Origin of the sequence: Paraburkholderia caledonica, from assembly GCF_000383275.1 — a bacterium.
Lineage (GTDB): Bacteria > Pseudomonadota > Gammaproteobacteria > Burkholderiales > Burkholderiaceae > Paraburkholderia > Paraburkholderia caledonica.
In genome coordinates this window covers 68168-88604 of sequence record NZ_KB911036.1, presented here as the reverse complement: position 1 = coordinate 88604, position 20437 = coordinate 68168, and the positions used below count along the sequence as shown (strand labels likewise).

The following is a 20437-nucleotide window of genomic DNA, read 5'->3' as shown; positions in this document are numbered from 1 at the left end:
CTTGCCGGCGAGGCGCCGCTAAGGGCGTGGCTTCGGCTTAACCGCCTAGCAACGCGTCGGAGAACTCCTCAGCGCTGAAAGGCTGCAAGTCCTCCACCTTTTCGCCAACGCCGATGAAGTACACCGGAATGGGTCGCTGCCGCGCGATGGCTGCAAGAATGCCGCCTTTGGCTGTACCGTCGAGCTTGGTGACGATCAGGCCGGTCAAGCCGAGCGCGTCGTCGAAAGCCTTGACCTGCGCAAGCGCGTTCTGCCCGGTATTGGCGTCGATCACGAGCAACACCTCGTGCGGCGCGCCGTCCTGCGCCTTGCCGATCACGCGCTTGACCTTGCGCAGCTCTTCCATCAGATGCAACTGGGTAGGCAGACGGCCGGCCGTGTCCGCCATCATCACGTCGATCTTGCGCGCCCGCGCGGCGCCGACCGCGTCGAAAATCACGGCCGCCGGATCGCCGCTTTCCTGCGACACCACGGTGACGTTGTTGCGCTGCCCCCAGATTGCCAACTGCTCGCGCGCGGCGGCGCGGAACGTGTCGCCGGCGGCAAGCAGCACCGACTGGTTGAAACTCTGCAGATGCTTGGCGAGTTTGCCGATGCTCGTCGTCTTGCCCGCGCCGTTGACGCCCGCAATCATCATGACGAGCGGCTGCGCGCGTCCGAGCATGAGCGAGCTTTCGAGCGGCTTGAGCAACTCGACCAGTAGCGTGCGCAGCGCCGTTTTGACCTGTTGCGGCTCCGTAAGACGCTCGGTGCGTACCTTCTCGCGCAGCGCTTCAAGCAGGAATTCGGTCGCGTCGACGCCCGCGTCGGACATGAGCAGCGCGGTTTCCAGCTCTTCGTAAAGATCCTCGTCGATCTTGGTGCCGACGAAAATGCCGGTGAGGCTCGAACTGGTCTTCGACAAACCGGTTTTCAGGCGAGTCAGCCACGAGCGTTTGGCGGTCGCATCCTGCAACGGCGGAGGCACGATTTCGACGGTCTCGAGCGTCGATTCCTCGAAATCGGGCTGGGGCTGGGGTTCGGGCGCGGCGGCGGGCGGCGACACGATGCTCGCCGGCACGCGGGCACTTGCGGCATTCGCGGCCGGCCCGGCTTTCGCGGGTACAGGCGGCTCGGCCGGCGCTTCTGCAGCCGGCTCGTCAATCAGCCCCTCAGGCGCGATTTGCGATTCGTCTGGCGCGTTTTCGGACTCTTTCGAACCCTTGAATCGTTTGAAAAAGCTGAACATGATCTGGCGTGGTGAGAGCGCGCGCCGATGCGCGCGGCCGGTACAGCACCGGCGAAAGCGGCAGGCAGCGTTGCGATGCGGGATGCAAGGCGCTGGAAGCCGCACATTTTATCAGGCGCGCCGTCGCACGTTGTATAGGCCGAACGGCCAGGCTGGACGCGCCGCGCCCCTGTGGTAACGTTGGCGCTCCGGTCCGCTTGCTTCGACGCAGCGGACGCTTCTGTCAACGCAATCGAAACTGCATGCCCCGTTCAGCCTCTTCCCGCGCCCATGGCGCTTCGTCTAAAGGCGGTAAGCCGCACGCCATCCGGATTATCGGCGGCGACTGGAAACGCACGCCACTGCCCGTGCTCGACCTCGACGGCTTGCGCCCCACGCCGGACCGGGTTCGCGAAACGCTGTTCAACTGGCTCGGGCAACGTCTGGATGGCCAGCGCTGCCTCGATCTCTTTGCCGGCAGCGGCGCGCTCGGCTTCGAAGCGGCGTCGCGCGGCGCCGCACGGGTACTGATGGTCGAGCGCAACTCGCGAGCGGCGAGCCAGTTGCGGGCCAACCAGGAACGACTCGGGGCGCGCATGATCGAAATTGCCGAGGCCGACGGTTTGCGTCTTGCAGCGAGTCTGCCGCCCGGTTCGTTCGACGTGGTATTCCTCGACCCGCCGTTTGGCTCGGATGTACTGGACAAAGCGCTCGGGCTGACGGCTCCGCTCGTGAGCAGCGACGGTTTCCTGTATGTAGAAGCCGGCGTGGCGATCGAGCCCGGAGCGAACGAAGCGCTTGCCGGGTGGGAAATCGTCCGGCAGGGTAAGGCGGGCGCTGTCCACTTCCATTTGCTGCAGCGCGAAAATGAGGAATAATGCGCCTTCCATAACAAGCGCCGGACGGTTTGCCGTCACGCGTGCGGCCGGTGCCAAATGCGTCGCGTGGACGCTTTGACGTGCCCATCTGTCTGAAGAGAGGAGAAGTCTCATGGTAGTCGCCGTGTACCCGGGCACGTTCGATCCGCTAACGCGCGGTCACGAAGACCTCGTTCGGCGCGCGTCGAGCATCTTCGACACGCTGGTGGTCGGCGTCGCCGACAGCCGCAACAAGAAGCCGTTCTTTACGCTCAAGGAGCGGCTCGATATCGCTCACGAAGTGCTGGGCCATTACCCGAATGTTCAGGTCATGAGCTTCAAAGGGCTGCTCAAGGACTTCGTTCGCAGCAACAACGCGCGAGTGATCGTGCGCGGGCTGCGCGCCGTGTCCGACTTCGAGTATGAGTTCCAGATGGCGGGCATGAACCGCTATCTGTTGCCCGACGTCGAAACCATGTTCATGACGCCGTCCGATCAGTATCAGTTCATTTCGGGCACGATTGTGCGCGAGATCGCGCAGCTGGGCGGCGACGTGAGCAAGTTCGTTTTCCCGTCGGTCGAAAAATGGCTGAAGGAGAAGGTTGCGGCGTTGGACCCGGATAACGGTGCTTCGGCGGCGCAGCCGTAACCGGCGTAAACTGTCGGTTTGACGGATCAAAGCCGGCTGCGGCCGGCGCGAAGTGAGAGAAGTATGGCCTTGATGATTACCGACGAGTGCATCAATTGTTTATTTAATTAAATATTTAATTCACCGTTCAGCCAGGCTTTCTAGCTTTTCCGATTGCCAGAAATTACCCTCTTGCAACTCAACTGCAACTCAGAGGTAAAAATGGCAACTTTCAGCCAACGAAATGGACGTTGGCAAGTGAAAATAAACCGAAAGGGATTTCCGACGCAATACAAGTCGTTTTCGACAAAAGCCGAAGGCCAAGTTTGGGCTCGTGCTGTTGAATCGGCAATGGACGCCGGAACGTGGGTGGATCTTGCCGGTACAACCGACATTACATTTGGTAATATTTTGGGCCGCTACAAAGAGTCGGTCACACAGACAAAGCGAAGCAGGCGGAGTGAGGAATACCGGATCGGCAAAATGATGCGCCACAAGATTGCCGAGTACAGCATCCGGAATCTCACGACGAGCGTGCTGGCCGATTACCGCGATCAACGTCTCAAAGATGCGTCTAACGGGTGTGTCTGCCGCGAACTGGCGACGATCAGCGCCGTTATCACGCATGCGCAGCGTGAATGGGGTCTCAGCATCAACAATCCGGCAAAGCTTGTGAAGAAGCCGCGATTGCCGCCTGGTCGAAACCGCCTGTTGAAACCTGCAGAGCTTGATCGGCTGTTGCATGAGCTGAATGCAGAGCGTCACGAGTTACGGAGCAAGTGGCTTGTCCCGCTCGCGAATCTCGCACTCGAGACAGCGATGCGGCAGGGCGAGTTGCTCTCGCTCGAATGGAAACACGTTGATTTCGAAGAGCGCACGGCCTATCTACCGATGACAAAAAACGGGAAAGACCGATATGTGCCGCTGAGTAGCGCAGCCATTGCGATTCTGGAAAGTTTGGAGCGTGTTGACGAGCGTGTCATCCCGATCAGCCAGAACGTCGTGTTGTGTGCATGGCCACGCGCATGCAAACGCGCTGGTATCGAAGATTTTCACTTTCACGATCTGCGGCACATGGCAACGACGAAGCTTGCGAAGAAGCTGCCGAACGTTATCGAACTCGCATCGATAACAGGGCATTCCAACGTGCAAATGTTGAAGCGGTATTACCATGTGTCTGCAAGCGAGCTTGCTCAAAAGCTCGGCTGAGAGCGAAGGGAGATCTGTCTGCTGTTCGTTCTATAAAGTCGTGTACAGCGTAAACACGGAAGCGCGCGAAAAGTTGTTGTCTTTGATACTCGCCCTTTGAATGCGTCGTCGGCAAATCAAAGAGCGACGTGGGTCGCTCAACGCCTCAAATTGGCTTTGAGTTGAGCTTCGCGAGCTGCTGTTGTGTCTTCTGTAGTTTTAGACGCAGGTCTGCTGTCTTTGCGGCTCGTGTTGCACGCTTGGCCGCTTTCTTTTGTGCGTCGACCTGCTGTTTCTGCAGATCGACTTCTCCGATGATTTCGATGTATCGCATGATTGCTACCTCCTCGCTGATATTTATGAGCGCGAGGAAGTAGCGTTGCCGGTCATTTTGCTGCGAAGCCGGAGCGCATAGTTGCACTAACCGCTTCGATCTGCGTATCCAATTCGCCGGCTGCAACCGCAGCCTTCAGCGCATCAAGTGTCGGGATCAACTCAATGATTGTGCCAACCTCGATGGCCGACTTGCCCTTCGCGAGTTCGAGCGTCTTGGCACCATAGCGGACAGACATACAGAGTTTGCCGTTTTCGGCAGTGAACCACCATGCACGAACACGCTTCGTGCTTTCGACATTGCGACGCTCGCCAGTTTCGGCGTCCTTGACCGAGCGGAAACGTGTCGGTTGGAACGACTTTCCTTGCTGTTGCGCTTTCGCCAGTTCCGTCTGTTCCCAAATCTTTGCGATCAGGCGGTTACGGCGCTCGACGACTTGGGGCAGGGCACCGGGGCGCTTCGTTGCGACCAACTTCAGGTTATTCAGCGTGCTCACTTAGTTCTCCTCTGATGTGTGGGTGCAGGAGAGGATGCGTTCCGGTTGCAAAGAGATCAAGTGAAAAATCGAAATCATTCTCCCTTGCTTTGCGATTCTGCTTTCAGTCTGTCCCTGCGTCGTCTTTGGCGCTCAGCTCCCGTCATTGCCTTGCCTGTCTTTGGGCGTCCCGCTTTCTTTCTGCCGGGTTCTGCCATGCCAATTGCTTCGACGGAACAGCCGGGAAAATATCGTTGCAAATAGTCGGCCGACCTCTTGTCCATCACGAGCACTGTCTTCGGATTGGTATCGTCAGCAACGCGCAGGCTAGTTCGCATGATCGTTTGGTACATGGTTTGATGGCTCTGCGCGCGCGTCAGCTCATCCGGTGACACGTCGTTGGCCTTCATGAAGCCGAAGTCTGCATATTTGTTGTTCAGCGCGCTCATGAAGACGGCGTTGTGCACCTTCACGTACTTGTTCAAACCATGGCATACATTGGGCACGCGCGTACCAAAATCGAGACCTGTTTTGTCATCGTTGTTGGTCGCGTAGATGTAGCGTTGGCCGTCCATCAGTTCTTCGACTTTGGTTTTTACCGCACCTTGAATAGACTGGCCATCAATATTGCTGTCACGGAAGGTCTTTGACCAGTCGTTCTCGAACATGTATTTGACCGTCAGCAAATGGCCGTTTGCGTGTGTCTGGCCGGACAGTTTTGCGGAGATCGCAACGTGCTTCTGGAACTCGACATGTTCAGACCAAAGCTTGTATAGCACCGACTCAGTCATCATGGCTCCCATGATCGTTACCGATTTGTACTGAGCGAAAGACTGCGGACGCAGTAGTGAGTAAATGGTAAGCGACTGTTGGCCCATTTCTGCGCCATTCACGACCTTGTTCCATGAATCGACCTGAGCGTACGTGTCCCACGTGTTGTAGTTGTGCAGCTTGTCGCACACGTCTTGATAAAGCTTGTCCTGATCGTCGCTGTATTTGCATTCAGCCATGCGCTGAACTTCAGCCTCGCTGCCTTGCTTGATCGAAAGAAATGCATAATTATTCTCGGACGCATGCAGAACCACGTGGCTGGTGAACGTGCTGTGATTCACCGGCAGCTTTGCGGACCATGACGCCAGGCATTGGGGGATTTCGTCGATGATAATCATCCAATCTTTGGCGTTGTGCCAATACGGCAGCGACAGAAAGGACTGATGCGTGATCAGCAGGATCTCACCGACGCCTGGCGCTGCCGCACGCAGATGGTCCTGAATCTTGTCCTTGACCTGACCGCTTACGCACTCTGAGTGCAGCTTCCTTATCTGCACGTGGTTTGTGTTGCGCTTCTCTAAATTCTCCCGCGTCTGGTCGATCAAGACGGTAGACGGCTGTACCAACGCGATTTTCACGCCGAGTGCTGCTTGGGCAAGTGAGTAATTGATGGCTTTTCTTGTCTTTCCTGAGCCAGCGAGGGCATCCACGGTATAGATTTTCATTGTTATTTTTATTTTATAGTTCAGACAGCGTTGTTGTGCTGTCGCTACTGGTTCTCTGGCACCAGTTGTGAGCGTCTTGCTCACGCTTTATTTAGCTTGGCGTCGGAACTGTGTAACGGCCTCTATCTATCTAGAAGAGTAATTTCGTTACATGCCGAAAGCTATCTGCCTGAGCGGAATTGCAAGTAGGGAAAAGACAACTAAGTCATTATCTTCCGGTATTGCGCGAGCGAGGCGAGTGGAATACCAGAGGTAATGGATTATGTTGTCCTGCAACAAAGCGATGCCGGAGCTTTGCTTGCAGAACACATAATGCGCTAGTGCGTGATCGAGATCAAATGCATTGGGCGCAGGGCTTCATCGTCACAAGTTCCTCTGAAGCACCTGTGCCTCGATACATTTTTCCCATCTGGGTTGCATCGCAAGCTCGCACCCCCAGATGCACAAAATATACTCGGCATTTCGTTCCTCAGAAGGAGTCCTTCCGCAGATGGCTTGCGCAAATGTGTATTGTCCTAAGGGTATGCAGGGCGCTATTCAACGGTTGAGACCGTTACGGTCATGTCCAATAAATAGAAGGGCAGAGGCGGAGGGCTCCCGCGTTGCTTGTTGAGTTTTATAGCTAAAAATCTCTAAACTGAATCCTCGCCTCGGCGGGGATTCAGCATTTCAGCGTGACGGCAGCGCAAATCAGCGGTAAGCCTCGCGATATCCTAGACGGGAGCTACGTCTACGGAGACGCGGTTAATGTTGTAACGCCTTACCGATATCCCTTTCGCTTTCGCCGGACTGAACAGCGCCAGATTCATACCGCTACTGACAGAGCTGCGAAATGCGACACCGTCGTAACCGCTTTTCTTGATGAACTCACACAGGTATTGACTCGGTATATAGTCAATCGCCGCGCTGCGGGGAAGGACGGGACGCGTAAGCTCTTCGCCTAGTTTCTCCAGAAAAGGGATGTCGGCGCGCAATTGCCCGATTGCGCCCGCGTCGCCGAGAACGAAAGGGGAGACGAGTTTGCGTGGGTCGCGCAAATCAACGGCGACTAAGGGCTGGAGCACTTGAAACTCCGCGACGCACGCGACCTCGCCAGTGTGGGGGCGTACCTCTGCTGCCGCTGTCTCCGGCAGTGACCCCAGGTAGAGATATGGAATTCCGACAGGGTTGGCGCGTCCGTGTGTCGCGTACTGTTTGGGCGGCGCGCCCATTTCGCCTAGCGGATAGGGCGTATCGCTGGTCATGATACGGGCTCGATACCACACCTCCGGCAGTGGATCTGCGAGCAGGTGAGAAAGGAGTTCACGCAACCGATTGGTGTCGAGCGCTTCGTCGAGAAAATATCGGTTCTTATAAAGAAGTTCGTCCCTTAACGTTTCCCAACGAACGAGGCCTTCACTTTTGTAGGCCGCTGACGGAGAGAAGGGCTTCCTGACGATCTCTCCGTCGTCAAGAATTTCGCAAAGCAACGCTTTGGCGTTTGCAACGTCCAACCGTGGGTGTGAGAACAGCCGCCAGTCGGCTTTCATCCATTCAACGAGGGACTTTCCCTCTGCGTTGGGCTCATATACGTTGACCAGCATTTCGAATACGGTCGCAAGCTGGCCGGGTTCAATGAGGTCTACTTCCGTAGATTCGCAAAAGTCGCATTTTCCTCGACCGGGGCTTAGCGACGGGATTATGTTCTTGCTGAGGCCTCGATCACCGAAACACTCGGGGCAACAATATGCGGCCATAGGTGCTGTCTAGGAAAGGAAGTTCGCAAGCGTCTCGATGTGATGCTTCATCGATAGCTTCTTCACGTGGCCGAGTCCTGGGAAGTGTTTCTTCGAATGAAGTTCTTTAAACTCTGCGATAGCGGTTCCTTCAAACAAGTGCGATGTACCCGAGTCAAGTTTCGAAATCAATTTTGCGAGAGCCTGTCCGAACTTGCCGGCTGGATCCGTTGGTGTGTTATTTGTCGTCGATAGGAAGTGATAGACGTACATCACATCATCCTTGCCTGGGTCGATGTACGTGAGATGAATCGCGACTGCGTACGCGGGTCCACCTCCTTCGCTGTAGTCGTCACCGACCATTAAGAAGTCGCCGAAGCCGTTCATGCCTTCTTCCTCAAACGTGACATGAAGGTCGGAGAATTTTTCGACAGGCGGGTAATCGGCATTCTTGCGCCGCTCGAAGCCGTCACGCAAAAGGATCCGCATGCTACCCTTGAAATGCCGCCAATAGAGTTTTCCGCAGTGCTTTTCGACAAAAACGTGCTGCGTGCTCACGAGGGCATCCCCAAGCTTCTCTGCCAGTGCCTTTGGTTCGGTGAACCCCGCATGGATGAAGACGGGTCTGTGGTCCTGATGTGTTTGGTAAAACTGAAATGCGTCGTTGACGGACATGCTGTCTTTCAGCAGGATTCCAGCTGCAATGGCGTTTTGATCCCCGAATCCGGCTTTGAGCAATGCGGAGATGTCAGCGCCATCACTGGCGTGATCGCCATAGTCCGGATTAACAATGACGATCGCTTTGCCGTTCACGCTACAGATTGCCTTGAGCGTTCGATCCAGACCGTTTAACGCCTCCTTTACTGGCTCGATAATCGGCACGAAACTGGATTTGGCAAGTAATTCCGCCGTTTCACGAATCGCCAAAAGTTCGAACTGCTTCCCGCGAAAGTATGGGTGATACATATTGTCGTTATGCCCAAGTCATTGCCTCATCCAGCGGCGTTCGCACCGCTTCGATTAGGCGATCATGATCCGCGCGACGCACTTGAATTGCCAGAGCGGCTGGTTGAAGCGAAACAGGCAACTGGTCAACCAGCGAGCTCAGTGACGCCAAATTGCGCGTTTTCTTTAATGTGCAAACCATCTGATGATGCACGTCTGCGGGTGCGAGCGTCTTGAAGCACTCACGCAGAGCACCCCACAGCATCGTATTGGGGACATCGGGCACAGGGACCCGCAGATTCCTTAGTATGGTCCGCGCTTCAGCGACACGCAACGACTCGAAGATAGTCAGCGGGCAAACTAAATCGGGGCGTTCTACCGCTTCGCGGACGGTACAGATTCGGTCCCATCGCACGAGACTTAGTACACCAACTTCCGGCGGTGTATTGTCAATGACGCCCTGAACGTGCGCCTCCCCCGCAATTACATAAACTTTCGCGAAGACCTTTCGATAATTCGAAACTTGATTTGCCAACCGCGCGAGGGAGTCTCGGTCGGATTTGATCTCATAGACGGTACCGGTGCCATTCAGGATCGCAAGGTCCGCCTTGCAGGAGCCCGCTCGAAATTCTGTCAGCATGCTCGCCGTCTTCAGAGAATGGCGGCCGAGCAAAATGTTATGCGTTAGAGCAGCTCGATACACATACTCGTCGCGTATGCCAGCCTGCCGGAGCACGGCGAACGCGTTGTCGAACGCCGAGCTGACGGTCTCAGCAGTGCTTCGATTTGCACCTGAGATACCTGTCTCTGCAAGCAACTGAGCAAACAAAGGGGAGCGGCCCTTCTTGGCCAACTCACGAAACACGCTGGACGAGAAAAGGCGAGAAAGCGCGGACAGCTGCCTTGCATTTAATGACATGGTTCTCTCCGGCCCGTTCTGTTCCGTCTGAGCCTTGCGAACTCCGACCTCCACCCGGTTTTGTGGGCTTGATACCCCAAACTAGTCGATTTTATACCATTTTTGCTTTCTTGCTACTTGGTGCGTCGGGGATATGCAGGTTGCGACACACGCATCTGCGATGCGGTTTTGCGGGACAGGCACAGATGTTCTGCGCAGCGAAGCTTTCTGCTTTGCAACGAAGACCTCTATCTATTACTTTTCGAGACCGGCTCGCGCTAACGCGCCGCTTGTCGGGTGAGGGCGGCGGCGGTCAGTAGGTCAGCAAGAGATGATTGAAAACCTTTTCTTTCCTCGCAAGTGTTTGGTGCTTCCTGCTGGGCAGGATGCGGGACTGATGCGGCTTACGACGACTCGGCCTACGTTGCTCAGAGATTCCATGTACATCCATGGCCACGCTGGCTGTCGATGATGTCGGAGATATTTCCCTGCCACTCCTCCAATACTTTTGGAATATGACGTCGCATCCAGCGGTCACGCCAACCAATCGCCAATACCCACTCTTCTACCGTCGCATAGCCCTTGTTAAATTCATTAAAATTCTCCATGAGTACTCTTCCCACAGCGTGAAGCTTGACCGGATATGTGCGGCCTGCCGCATCGGTTAGCTGTCTCCACGTTAGAAGACTCTGAGCGTCGCTTATCCGAATTCGCTCGCGGCGAAAGCGCGCGAGCATGCTCTCGCGATCCTCCACGTCGTAGTCTTCTGGGAAGTCGTATTCGTCGTATAAGCCTAATTGGGCAGCAAGAAAATTCTCGTAAATCAGGCCCAAGCGGCGCGCATGACTATGGTTGGTACAGATGCTCCAAAGCTCGACTTGGCTTTCTGCATGTTTGCCGGATTCGTCGCCCAACACGACTACGTTGTAGGTAACGCTTCTGCAAACAGGGCAATACTGGTTCACCTGAGCATAGTCCAATTCCAGTAGATCATGGAACTCATGTAGATAGCTGTTGATGAGGCTAAAGTTATCCTCGACTACGACTATGTTCTCAAAGTGGTTCGCCGCATTGCCAGACCAGTTGTAGCTACCGGTGATCAATATGCGTTCGTCAATTATGCAAAACTTGTTGTGCATTAGAGCGCTACGTCTCGCTTTTCTGGGGTGTAACTGTACTCCCTGCATACAGTTCACCGCGGAGCGGGAGTTGATGTGATCGTCGTTGTAGATCACATCAATTTGCACGCCGCGCGCAGACAGTCGAGTGAACACCGATTGATAAGCAACTGGACTAATCCAAGCAACGCAAATTCGCACACTGATCTGCGCGCGGTCCAGAAGCTTTAGGATCTCTTGCTCAATTGATTCGAAGTGGGCGTATGCCTGCATTTTTTTTGAAGAGCGTGACGGGCGTCTAGAACGCCCAAAGGGGCAATGAGAAAAGGACTCGCAAATTGTCTCACGAAAAGAATGCGAACGCCCGTGGTCGAAGTCTGGGCAAAAACCAAAGCAAATAGCAAAAAGCTTTGGTTTCGGCGTAAGTGCTTGTTTCCTATGAGGATCCGGACTCGTCAATGATCTGTTGATTCTCTTAACCAAAGAATGCACCCTCTGGCGTGTGGAATTCATTGGTTTCGGAGATCAGCACGTGAAACAGGCCAAGACTTTGACCGACAAGGAACTCAAGCAGGTACTTACCTACATTTCGTTGAACCGGCACGCAGCGCGCAATCGAGCAATGCTACTGCTGACGCATTGGGCCGGTATGCGTGTAGGCGAGGTCGCCGCCTTGCGTATTGGCGACGTGTTGAACGCAGACAACTCGATTAAATTCGAAATCCGCTTGCTTGCGGAGCAGACGAAAGGGCATCACGCACGAACCGTCTTTATCGGCCAGCGACTTCGCAAAGAACTGGCGTCGTACGTCGCGACGCTGAAATGTCGGTCAACCGACAAATCGCTGTTCGCTACACAGAAACGGGCCGGGTTCACGGCCAATACACTGTGCCAATACTTCCACTGGCTTTACAAGGAGGTGGGCATCGACGGCGCAAGTAGTCATTCAGGTCGACGCTCATTCATCACGAATCTGGCGAACAAGGGCGTCGGCGTACGCGTGCTCATGTCACTTGCGGGGCACCGGGACATCTCGACGACGCAACGTTATATTGACGTCAACGACGAGATGCAGCGAGCAGCCGTCGATCTGCTTTGAAACATCACGATTAAATCGAGATGCCCAACGCAATAACGCAGAACGCGTCCGATAATCGGACTTGTCAGGTACAGCGACAGTTTAAGTCCAAACCTTAGCCCCCGTTGCAGCTTTCGTGAATGCCTCGGCAAGTTTGTCGAAGTGGCGAAGGGCAGCTGGGCGTTAGCTCGACCTGTTTGCGGCGAGCGTCTTCTGTGTCGGAGAGGGTGGTTCAGCTTTTTTCTGCATGCATCGCGTTCGGCAGCAACTTCGAGTCAACCGGTGCCGATGGCTTCTCAGGTCAGCTTCCCGGCCATCTTGGCGCGGGCACCATGTACGCGTTGCTTGGGTCCTATGTGAATGGACCCATCCGCGTCGGCATCGGCATGCAACAGGTCAGCGACAACTCGAACAACAAGCAGACGCTCGTTCATGCGAATTTCGCCTACGCGGTTGGGGCGACGAAACTGTATGCCGGCTATATGCGCTCTCGCGACAATACGGGCCTTGTCGATTCGTTGCTTGCTGAACAGCCGATTCCAGACACTATCGAGTTGAAGAACACGGATCGGACTGATGACGGGCCGTTCGCTGGTGTGTCGTGGCAGGTGAGCGATCCGCTACTGTTTTCCGCCGCGTTCTATTACGATCACATGCGCAACGCGACGACTGCGACGGGCACGCAAGGCAGTGGGAACCGCTACACGGCTGTCGCGCTGGTCGAATATTCATTATCGAAGCGCACTACTGTGTATGGCACGGTCGATTTCAACGAGGTTGATGGGGCCGCATCGGTGGAGTTACCCGGAAGGTCAAGCCAGACTGGTGTTGCAATTGGCCTGCGGAGTTTCTTCTGACGGCCGCAGCAAGTCCGATAGTCGGACCTGTCGGTTAGACCGGCCGTGTGAGGGAGGTCAGATGCCCTTCGCTGCTTTGGCAAAAGCTTCCCCAAGCTTGTCGAAGTGCTTCAGCGCAGCCTGTGTCAGTTCGATCTGCTTGCGACGAGTGTCTTCGGTATCGCTGAGCTGCAACCAGCCCTTTTCTCGCATCGATGTGATTCGAGCATGTAATGTGGCGGGCGACCCCAGCTCGCTTTGCGCCATCATGTCGCGTACTGACAGACGGTTCTTGGTCTGTGTTGCGCGAGCTACAACCTCAAGTATCCGCTCTTCAAGCGGATCGAGCGCGGCAAGCGTAGGCAAACCACGCAATGCCTCGGTCAGTTGCAGGAATCGCAGGTAGATATCAGCAGGACGTGTCATTGCTTACGCACTGTTGAGGATAGGCGCTCGCGGGACGACATGCAGGCGCGTTATGATTCGCTCGATAATCAACAAGGACGAATAGTTTACCGCAATGTCTAGCTTACGTTTGCATTTCTGGTCGATCACCGGGACTCTGATCGCGTTTTTGGTCTCACTGTGGATCAACCAGGAGGTGTTCACTCACACGTCATTCGTTCGAGGCATAAACTGGATCTTCCTGCCGTCCGGTGTTCGGCTTCTCAGTACGTTGCTGGTTGGGTTTGATGGATTCGTTGGCCTGCTGGTTGGCGGTCTGCTGATGAACTTTTTCTATTGGTTTCCACACGACCCGGTTCGCTCAATTGCGGGAGCCATTCTGGGTTCGCTAGCGCCCTATCTCGTGTATAGGCTTGCGCTGGAGCGCTACGACCTGAAGGCATCACTGACAAATCTTACGCCCAAACGACTGCTCGTACTGGCCGTTGCGTACTCGGTTGCGAATCCGCTGTTGCACCACATCTGGTTCGCGCTGCAGGGCAATACGCAGAGCATTGGCGAAAGTTTCGTCATGATGTTCATGGGCGACCTGACCGGTGCGTTGACCATGCTGTATGTGATGAAAGGGATCCTGGCCTTGTTGCCGAAACAGCGAAGTACTTCCCATACGTCGAACGGGATGTTCAACGTTCAACTGGCCTTAAAGAGGGCATATGACAACCAGTCAGCACGCCACGTCACGTAACTCGCTTAAGATTCCCTCACACTCCCCTTCGCGCCGTTGTCGGCGCGATCATTAGCGCAGCCGGGCCCCCTTATGCAGTCTATCGCCTGGCACTTGGGCGCAACGGCCCGAAAGAGCCATTGACCAAGTTGGATGTCTCATTTCATTTTTTCCATCTCTTGAATGCAGATTTGCTTGATTCGCTTTCGAGTAAATTCGGCGTTTGTCCAATTGTAGTTATAGATCGTATCTACGGTGTCTTTGTTGTCCGGGTCCATATGTTCCATGATCGCGCCTTTCGAGATGCCTTGGTCTTTAAAGCTGACGATCAGACTCCATAGATTAGCCTGACGATCGCAGTAATCGGGTGGTAAGGCGGCTAACGTGTTGAAAGAGCACCCGAGCGTAAGCAATCCAATGATAATATTGTTTTTCATTTTATGCCGATGAAATGTTGCGAGTCTAAGAAATCGACAAAAGAAAGGAGATGGTCCGGGTAAATCAACGAGACAATGGAAGAACGACCTCTTTGTCGGTGGCGGGAAAGCGCTGCCGTAGCCCATCGTTCATGTAGGCCATTGCCTTGCATGCTTGGTTAAGCCGCTCATAGCTTTTGATCTTTCCATTGGGTCCAAGCTGCGCGAGTATCGGCTGTGCCGCCTCAATTCCCGCTTGCCTGACCGCATCCTTATCCACTTGAGGCCATAGACGCTCTTCGTCCAAGGTGGCGCCGAGCGCGTATCCCTCGTATTCCTTACCCAACACCTTCCCGTTGAACTGCGCTTGGCAGTAGTCCGTCGCGCCTCGGAATGCTTTTTCATTCGCTACGGTCCGCTTGTGATGTTGGCCCGCAGGAAAGTAGTACTCGAGACTGGCATTCTGGCGAACCATCTTCTCGCAGAGGTCAATTACTGTTTGCGGGCTGATCGATTTATCGGGGGTTTCTTCAACCATCTGGAAAATGATCGTTGCTTCGTCGGTGCCTATAGTATTCACTTGGCCCGCGCTCAAAGGAGGAAGTGTCGCAATTTTTGCGGCTCCGACGCTTCTCATATCCTTCATGGCCGGTACTTCATCATTCCAAAACCGATGGTTGTAGTTGCCTGCGCAGATGGATGCCGCAAGCTTGGCAATTTGCGGGTCGGGTTCATCGCCGCTATCGCGAGCAAAGACGGGAGTTTTAGCGAGAAAACTTAAGCATGCAAACGCAATCAAGAGAAGATTTTTGTGATTCTTGCTCATGGATATTCTATGATCGGTAGACGAGTATTCAGTGATGTTATTGGTCGCTATGAATAGGTTCGGGCTATAAATTGGTGTTGATCAAATTCGCGTACTTGGCAGTAGATCGGATGTGCTTCGAACATAGTTCCACAAAGTATCTCGCCCTGTCATCCGGGGCTTTACTCAACGCGGTCGGGAGGCTCTGCTCTTGGGAAAACACATATCGAGTAGCTTCGTCTCCAATCATCGTAGTTACGGAGACTACTCTATTCGAGTAACCTTTTATCGCGATGGCACTACGGATGTCTCTCAACTTTTCCTCGGCTTTCTCTCGCATCGAATTGCGTATCTCGTTGTCGCTTACCTGATTGGCGATGCTATATCCACAATAATATTCTGCCGCCTCCTCAGCAACGTCGACAATTGAAGCTTGTCGCTGCGGGGCTGTGTCCGTTTGACCTTCTTGCAGCGAGTTGGGCGTGGCTCTGTTACACCCAGAAAAAACAACACTTACGCCGATGATCGTCACGAATAAGAATTTGCGTTTCATTTAGATTAAATTTAGTTATCAGCTATCGCTGCGGGTACAGAATCGTCGAACGGTACTGACGAGTGGAAGCTGGTCAACTCGCTTTGGATCAGCAATATGTGACTTTTAGGCGTTCATAGAAGTTGGCCCAGTCAATTGCAAGAAGCGGAATGGTGTGATCACCGCGTCTCCAATAGCCAAAAAAGCGCATCCAGCCATTGAGAAAAATTCCAACACCGGGACGAAGCAAACACGGTGGCCTTGCAACCGGGGGCAAATTTCGATACGGACTCTGTGCTGCGAGGTCGCCAAGCGATATGGCGCTGTGGTCGCTACGCAATTTTGAGTTCGCTGTGTGCGTAGAGAGGAAAGCTTCCGCAGCTTCCACGACGCAAGGTGTACTGAGTTCAACGTACGAGACACGAAGGTTGTCCAGAATCCCAGACGCGATGATTTGCTCCGCCGCATCGGCTGTTGTGTGGCTCGCTACAACAAGCTTGGCTTGTCGGGGCACCGTTTGGAATGATGTCTCTCCATGTCGGAGCGCATTTTGAAAGGTCGGATAGTACGTGAGCCATTGACTGGGAACGCGACTGACCGGCTGCAACGACATGGCTAGCCGATCGGTCCGTGAGACCCGTTCCGTTTTTATGTTTTCTCTCAGGTTCATCGTTATAAAAACTATATCGGTTTGGGCAAAAGCACGCAAGGCTCGGGGCGCATCGTAACGTCAACACCTGGTTTTCGGCCACGTGAGGTCGAACTTTAGAGCAGCCGCAAAATTTTTTGTCCGTGTGGGCGTCGCGCGCAGCTGCCGTTACGAGGGAGGGGTGCTGCTGCGTCTGCGTTGAAGCGCTTGGATGTTAGGGGGAGTTATGGTCGCGGCGGTTTCTCGCTACCGGTCGATCAGAGCGGAACAAGCGCCCGAGCAAGGGGCGCATCCGTCAATGCCCGATATGCTTCGCCTCCATCACAGACAGCGCCTCAACAAAGATCATCTGCAAGGCTGGCAACGTACGTTCAAGAACGTCGTACAGGCCCATTTCGCGGCTACGTTGCTCCAGCTTCGTCCGATACAGTCTGGCAGCTTCGCATCGAGCATCGATCGCCACGAGAAAGTATTCGCCGTTCCGATTTCTCGTGGATTCGATGTCATTGACCAGACCGTGTTCTTGCAAGTCGAACGCGGCACCGATCGCCTGACCGCGACTGCAACCGAGCAGCAGGTGCAGTTTGTCGAGCGAGATTTCGCCGGTGGACAGCCCGATGTCGAGCGCTTTCGCGGCGAACACGGATGTATTCAGCGCTTTTGCGAAAGCGGTTGCGTACCGGCGTTGGTACAGCGACATAACATTGTGAAAGCGAGTAATCGCGAACATATGGTCTAAGCTACAAGACTTCGTATCGGAGCAGCATCATGCGATGCCGGGGTACAAGGAGGGTAGCGAGGGAGCTTTGGATCATCAAGAAAAGGTTGATGCGGTAGGGTTCTATGGACTTTGCTCGGTTCGTGCGCTAGGCCAAACCTAGCGGGGAGCGTATTGACCCGTCCGATCAACAGAGTGTCTAAGTCTGTTGGTTGCTTGTGGAGCGCTGGTGCTATTGCGCGGCTGGCGACGCAGGATCCTGCGTTGTCGGGAAATGAGTGTTCAGATGAGCGGAGCGCGGCGAGAGACGGGGGGTACGAGCACGCCGTTTTGCGAAAAGTCCGACTATCGGACGACGGTCCGCTGACTTGCATGCGAGCCTTCAACCTGCAGTAGATCGCAGTGAGCGTTGTTGATTTCCGTGCTTGCCCTTGGTCGGCTTTCCGTGGTGCGAGAATGTGTTGAGGACGGCGACGAGTAACAAAAAATACCATAGACGAAGGCATTTTCGTTACTCGCGAGGACTCGTCAGGTTGGATCGTTGGCTCCGCATTAGGTGCTGAGGTTCGCCGCGTCAGACGGCATGCATCAGTTGGAGCAGGGCTGGTGTCGTGCCAAAGGACACGGTCCGCGCCAAGTCCGATTATCGGACTTCTCATCAGCGGGTAATGTCAGTTCAGAGCACGGTGCTTATTGGCCAGTTGCATGGCGTTGGCCAAGGCTGCGGTTGCGGTGCATGTGTCCGCGCTATTCGTATCGCGCAGATTGTCAAGTTCCGCCCGCAGAGCATTGCGCAATGACTGGTCCTTGCTGATGATTTGAGGTCCGTCGCCTTTTCGCTCCATCGATTTCGAGCTATTCAACCGCGGAACCGATTCATTGTCGGGCGAAATGTCGTCACTCCAATCTCGGTCGAGGTGCTGCCTCAGGCTTTGATCAGCTTCCAGCGTCTGCTCAAGCTCATCCAGCGCAGCTTGGTAAGTAGATTCAGCTGCGCTCTCGCCGTACGTGTTGCGCCACCAATCTGCTTCGCGCAGCTTTTTGACGTATTCCTGAAGCGCAGCGGGAGTCTCGGACATGTCCTTATTGAATTGCCGATCGGTTTCCCACGCACCTTTGATCTTGTCCGCGATCTCATCCCCAAGTTTCTTGCGGATATCGGAAATGGTGATGTCGTCGGCTTGCTCAAGCATTTCCTCGATTTTCTGCCGGGTAGCTGCGGACTTGATCTGTTCGGCGTTTTCCTTGTAGTAACCTGTGTAGACGGCATCGACCGCTTCGCTGTCTTCGACGACAGTCTTGACCACAAAGATGCCGTCGGCCTGAAGCACAACGATGGCCGAAAGCTCAACGTCAGTCTGCAGGTCGTCGAGCGTATTTCCAACGCTGCCTTTGCCAAGTGTGATGAGAGCCGATGACTTCAACTGTTCGCGAACGAGATCCAAAACGGCCTTCGAAGGCCGCTGGGGCGTCTCAATGGTGCTCTTGCCTGCGGTCTCGGTCTCGGCATTTGGCTGCTTCTTTGAGCCGTCACGATTGTAGGTTTCGACAATCTCGCGCTCGCCGTGCTCGTCGTCGAGCCATTTGAGAAATCCGTCTGGGGTGACTTTATGGGCGAGTGCGACTCGCAGCACGAGAACCTTGTCGGACACGAATTGCTTGGTCGCGTCAGTGAAGGTCAGCTTGACGATCATGTGGATCGGGGTAGTCTTGCCCTTGGTTACTTTGATCTTGGGCGTGGCTGCTGCGCACTGTTCTTTGAGCGCGGCTTCGTAGGTCTTCTGGTGATCTCCCGCGTTCTCGTATGCGTGCGCTGCAATGTAGTCCGCGTGCAACGCTTGCCTCGACTTTTCGCGCGACCCGCTGCCAAGCGTAATTGCCGTTGCAACGAGGCGCGTGAAGTTGGCAGTGACGCCGCAGGTACGATCTTCGGACGTGGCGTGCTGCTGCGTGGGTTCGGGTTGCTGTACCGGTTGCTCCGCCCGATGGGATTGCTGTGCCTGATCGGATTGCACCTGATTGGATCGGTGTGCGATATCGGCGTACTTGATGACTTTCGCTTGCGAATTTTCTCCCGCTGCCAATTGAGCCATTCCGAGGTGCTCGGCGGCTTCGGCTGCTTGGGCAGCGAGAATTTGTGATGTGAGGGATGCTTGCGTATTTTGGAATTCCATATATTGCTCCAGTTAATGTTTCGTTTAATTTGCCGATCAGTTAATCGACGAAACGAACTTTAATCAGGAGTGGAAATGCAAAATAGCCCGCTTGCTATTTGACGTGTGCTGCTTGCCTGCAAACGGTTAACCGTTTGCAGGCACTCGTTCACGGTTTGCTACCAAACAGCATACCGTCTAGCCAGCCAGTGATCGTGCGTTCCGCTTGCATTTCGGAAAGGGAGATCTCGTGATCCTTTGCCGCAGCGAGCACCTCGTCCTTGATCGACAAGGCGGCGTTGCGCTTGCTCGGATAGCTCTTCTTTCCGGCTAGCTTTCTCGCCAGATCTCTCAGCGGCTCGAACTTCGCGTCACGTTTGGTTGCGCCTGATTTGCCGCGTTCAGTATTTGCGTGAGCGAGGACCGGCTCCACCAACACCAATCCTTCCAGCAGACCGAGAAAATATTGAGCATTTCCGATGTGCGACCGTGCGTCATCGGCGTTTCCGCTTTCCTCCGCCACTGTGGCTAGGAGCGCGTAGGCGCATGACTTGACCATAGAGGGCATGTACGCTTCGTGCGTGAACTCGAATTGGGGAGAGTGAGTCCGAAGGTTGATATTTAGGGGCTCAGGGTGATCGGCTTGCTGAAGCGCACCAAGTACGGGGATGAGGATTTGGTCATGGAAGCTGCTCTCGTCAGAAGGGCATACGACGTGAAATAAAAATGTAAGGCTCTTCAGGACTTCCGATGTGGCTTCCTCGACCGTTGCGTGTTTCGAGAACGGTTCGCCGATTTTTCGTTGGTGCAGCACATCTGGGGCCATAGATATTGTTGCGATTGCGGTGATTGGTATGTTGGCGGCGCTGCGGCGCTCTCCGGATTCGGAGTTGGCACTGCGGTGAAACCACCGACCACGCGGCCAAGCGCATGTCGGCTTTTTGCCAAGCCGTAGATTGTCGGTCACACCGACAGTTGAGGCAATCAGCGACGCGGGTTTGGCCTTGCTGCAACTGGCGCACATACGTCTCCGTCGAAGTGCAGGACGCTTGCAATGGCGTTTTGGCGCGCTCTATAGCTTTGCACTCCCTCCGCTATTAAGCAGCGCGGCCAGACGCTTGGTGACGTTTCTGGCAAGCCATACGTCGAATTTCCTGCTATGCGCAGTGCCGATAGTCGGTCCTGCAGACTTCAGCACTGCATCGGCGTGATACAGCGAGATTGTTTGGGGCAGCTGCGCGAGATTCGCACCGGCTATGC

The 20437-nt window shown here is 54.8% G+C and carries 19 protein-coding genes and 1 pseudogene; 6 read left to right on the top strand and 14 right to left on the bottom strand.

The genetic code is table 11. The features are described 5' to 3' along the window. Positions 1 to 37 precede the first annotated feature (37 nt). Entirely contained in the window at positions 38 to 1228 is a 1191-nt protein-coding gene (gene ftsY, locus H281_RS0110185) for a signal recognition particle-docking protein FtsY (RefSeq protein WP_020067007.1), read from the bottom strand. 242 nt (positions 1229 to 1470) lie between these two features. Between ftsY and rsmD the strand changes: the two genes are divergently transcribed. The 3 genes from rsmD (at position 1471) to H281_RS0110170 (ending at position 3901) form a co-directional block, all read left to right on the top strand. After that, on the top strand, positions 1471 to 2085 hold the full coding sequence (gene rsmD, locus H281_RS0110180) for a 16S rRNA (guanine(966)-N(2))-methyltransferase RsmD (RefSeq protein WP_027804469.1): 615 nt from the start codon (positions 1471 to 1473) through the stop codon (positions 2083 to 2085). Between the two features lie 112 nt (positions 2086 to 2197). Next, positions 2198 to 2713, top strand: coding sequence for a pantetheine-phosphate adenylyltransferase (gene coaD, locus H281_RS0110175; RefSeq protein ID WP_020067005.1), 516 nt, complete (start codon positions 2198 to 2200; stop codon positions 2711 to 2713). 201 nt (positions 2714 to 2914) lie between these two features. After that, the gene (locus tag H281_RS0110170; protein ID WP_027804468.1) at positions 2915 to 3901 is read left to right on the top strand and encodes a site-specific integrase; all 987 of its coding nucleotides are present in this window, start codon (positions 2915 to 2917) and stop codon (positions 3899 to 3901) included. Positions 3902 to 4046: 145 nt separating this feature from the next. On the opposite strand, the gene H281_RS36775 is transcribed toward H281_RS0110170, so the two are convergent. The 7 genes from H281_RS36775 to H281_RS0110135 form a co-directional block, all read right to left on the bottom strand. After that, entirely contained in the window at positions 4047 to 4214 is a 168-nt protein-coding gene (locus H281_RS36775) for a hypothetical protein (RefSeq protein ID WP_020067003.1), read from the bottom strand. A gap of 52 nt (positions 4215 to 4266) precedes the next feature. Continuing rightward, complete coding sequence (locus tag H281_RS0110160) at positions 4267 to 4710, bottom strand: DUF6641 family protein (RefSeq protein ID WP_020067002.1); 444 nt, start codon at positions 4708 to 4710, stop codon at positions 4267 to 4269. A 74-nt stretch (positions 4711 to 4784) separates the two neighbouring features. After that, positions 4785 to 6185, bottom strand: a complete 1401-nt coding sequence (locus H281_RS0110155) for a DEAD/DEAH box helicase family protein (protein ID WP_020067001.1) — start codon at positions 6183 to 6185, stop codon at positions 4785 to 4787. A gap of 713 nt (positions 6186 to 6898) precedes the next feature. Further along, positions 6899 to 7768: an RES family NAD+ phosphorylase gene (locus tag H281_RS0110150; RefSeq protein ID WP_241077862.1), complete on the bottom strand. Its 870-nt coding sequence runs from the start codon at positions 7766 to 7768 to the stop codon at positions 6899 to 6901. Positions 7769 to 7930: 162 nt separating this feature from the next. Beyond that, the gene (locus tag H281_RS0110145; protein ID WP_020066999.1) at positions 7931 to 8866 is read right to left on the bottom strand and encodes a sce7725 family protein; all 936 of its coding nucleotides are present in this window, start codon (positions 8864 to 8866) and stop codon (positions 7931 to 7933) included. A gap of 7 nt (positions 8867 to 8873) precedes the next feature. Next, positions 8874 to 9764: a sce7726 family protein gene (locus H281_RS0110140; protein ID WP_020066998.1), complete on the bottom strand. Its 891-nt coding sequence runs from the start codon at positions 9762 to 9764 to the stop codon at positions 8874 to 8876. Positions 9765 to 10171: 407 nt separating this feature from the next. Further along, positions 10172 to 11134 carry a phospholipase D-like domain-containing protein gene (locus tag H281_RS0110135; RefSeq protein WP_020066997.1) on the bottom strand — a complete coding sequence of 321 codons (963 nt, stop codon included), beginning with the start codon at positions 11132 to 11134 and terminating at the stop codon, positions 10172 to 10174. Between the two features lie 259 nt (positions 11135 to 11393). Here H281_RS0110135 and H281_RS0110130 point away from each other — a divergent pair, with 259 nt between their 5' ends. Beyond that, positions 11394 to 11960: a tyrosine-type recombinase/integrase gene (locus tag H281_RS0110130; RefSeq protein ID WP_027804467.1), complete on the top strand. Its 567-nt coding sequence runs from the start codon at positions 11394 to 11396 to the stop codon at positions 11958 to 11960. Between the two features lie 224 nt (positions 11961 to 12184). Next, positions 12185 to 12796 (top strand): annotated as a pseudogene (locus H281_RS34515) (porin); the annotation flags it as partial. Positions 12797 to 12853: 57 nt separating this feature from the next. On the opposite strand, the gene H281_RS0110120 reads toward H281_RS34515, so the two are convergent. Beyond that, positions 12854 to 13201 (bottom strand): hypothetical protein, encoded by a 348-nt coding sequence (locus H281_RS0110120; RefSeq protein ID WP_020066994.1) that lies wholly within the window; start codon positions 13199 to 13201, stop codon positions 12854 to 12856. Positions 13202 to 13295: 94 nt separating this feature from the next. Between H281_RS0110120 and H281_RS0110115 the strand changes: the two genes are divergently transcribed. Continuing rightward, on the top strand, positions 13296 to 13925 hold the full coding sequence (locus tag H281_RS0110115) for a hypothetical protein (protein WP_020066993.1): 630 nt from the start codon (positions 13296 to 13298) through the stop codon (positions 13923 to 13925). A 137-nt stretch (positions 13926 to 14062) separates the two neighbouring features. Here the strand turns inward: H281_RS0110115 and H281_RS0110110 are convergent, their stop codons facing one another. From H281_RS0110110 to H281_RS35615, 5 genes are all read right to left on the bottom strand, one after another. Continuing rightward, complete coding sequence (locus tag H281_RS0110110; RefSeq protein ID WP_020066992.1) at positions 14063 to 14341, bottom strand: hypothetical protein; 279 nt, start codon at positions 14339 to 14341, stop codon at positions 14063 to 14065. A 64-nt stretch (positions 14342 to 14405) separates the two neighbouring features. After that, positions 14406 to 15146, bottom strand: coding sequence for a hypothetical protein (locus H281_RS0110105; protein WP_020066991.1), 741 nt, complete (start codon positions 15144 to 15146; stop codon positions 14406 to 14408). Positions 15147 to 16601: 1455 nt separating this feature from the next. After that, a complete protein-coding gene (locus tag H281_RS0110095) occupies positions 16602 to 16949 on the bottom strand; it encodes a hypothetical protein (RefSeq protein WP_241077860.1) in 348 nt (115 codons plus the stop codon). 746 nt (positions 16950 to 17695) lie between these two features. Beyond that, the gene (locus tag H281_RS0110090; RefSeq protein ID WP_020066988.1) at positions 17696 to 19198 is read right to left on the bottom strand and encodes a hypothetical protein; all 1503 of its coding nucleotides are present in this window, start codon (positions 19196 to 19198) and stop codon (positions 17696 to 17698) included. Between the two features lie 148 nt (positions 19199 to 19346). Beyond that, positions 19347 to 20201, bottom strand: coding sequence for a hypothetical protein (locus tag H281_RS35615; RefSeq protein WP_164701852.1), 855 nt, complete (start codon positions 20199 to 20201; stop codon positions 19347 to 19349). Positions 20202 to 20437: the final 236 nt, after the last annotated feature.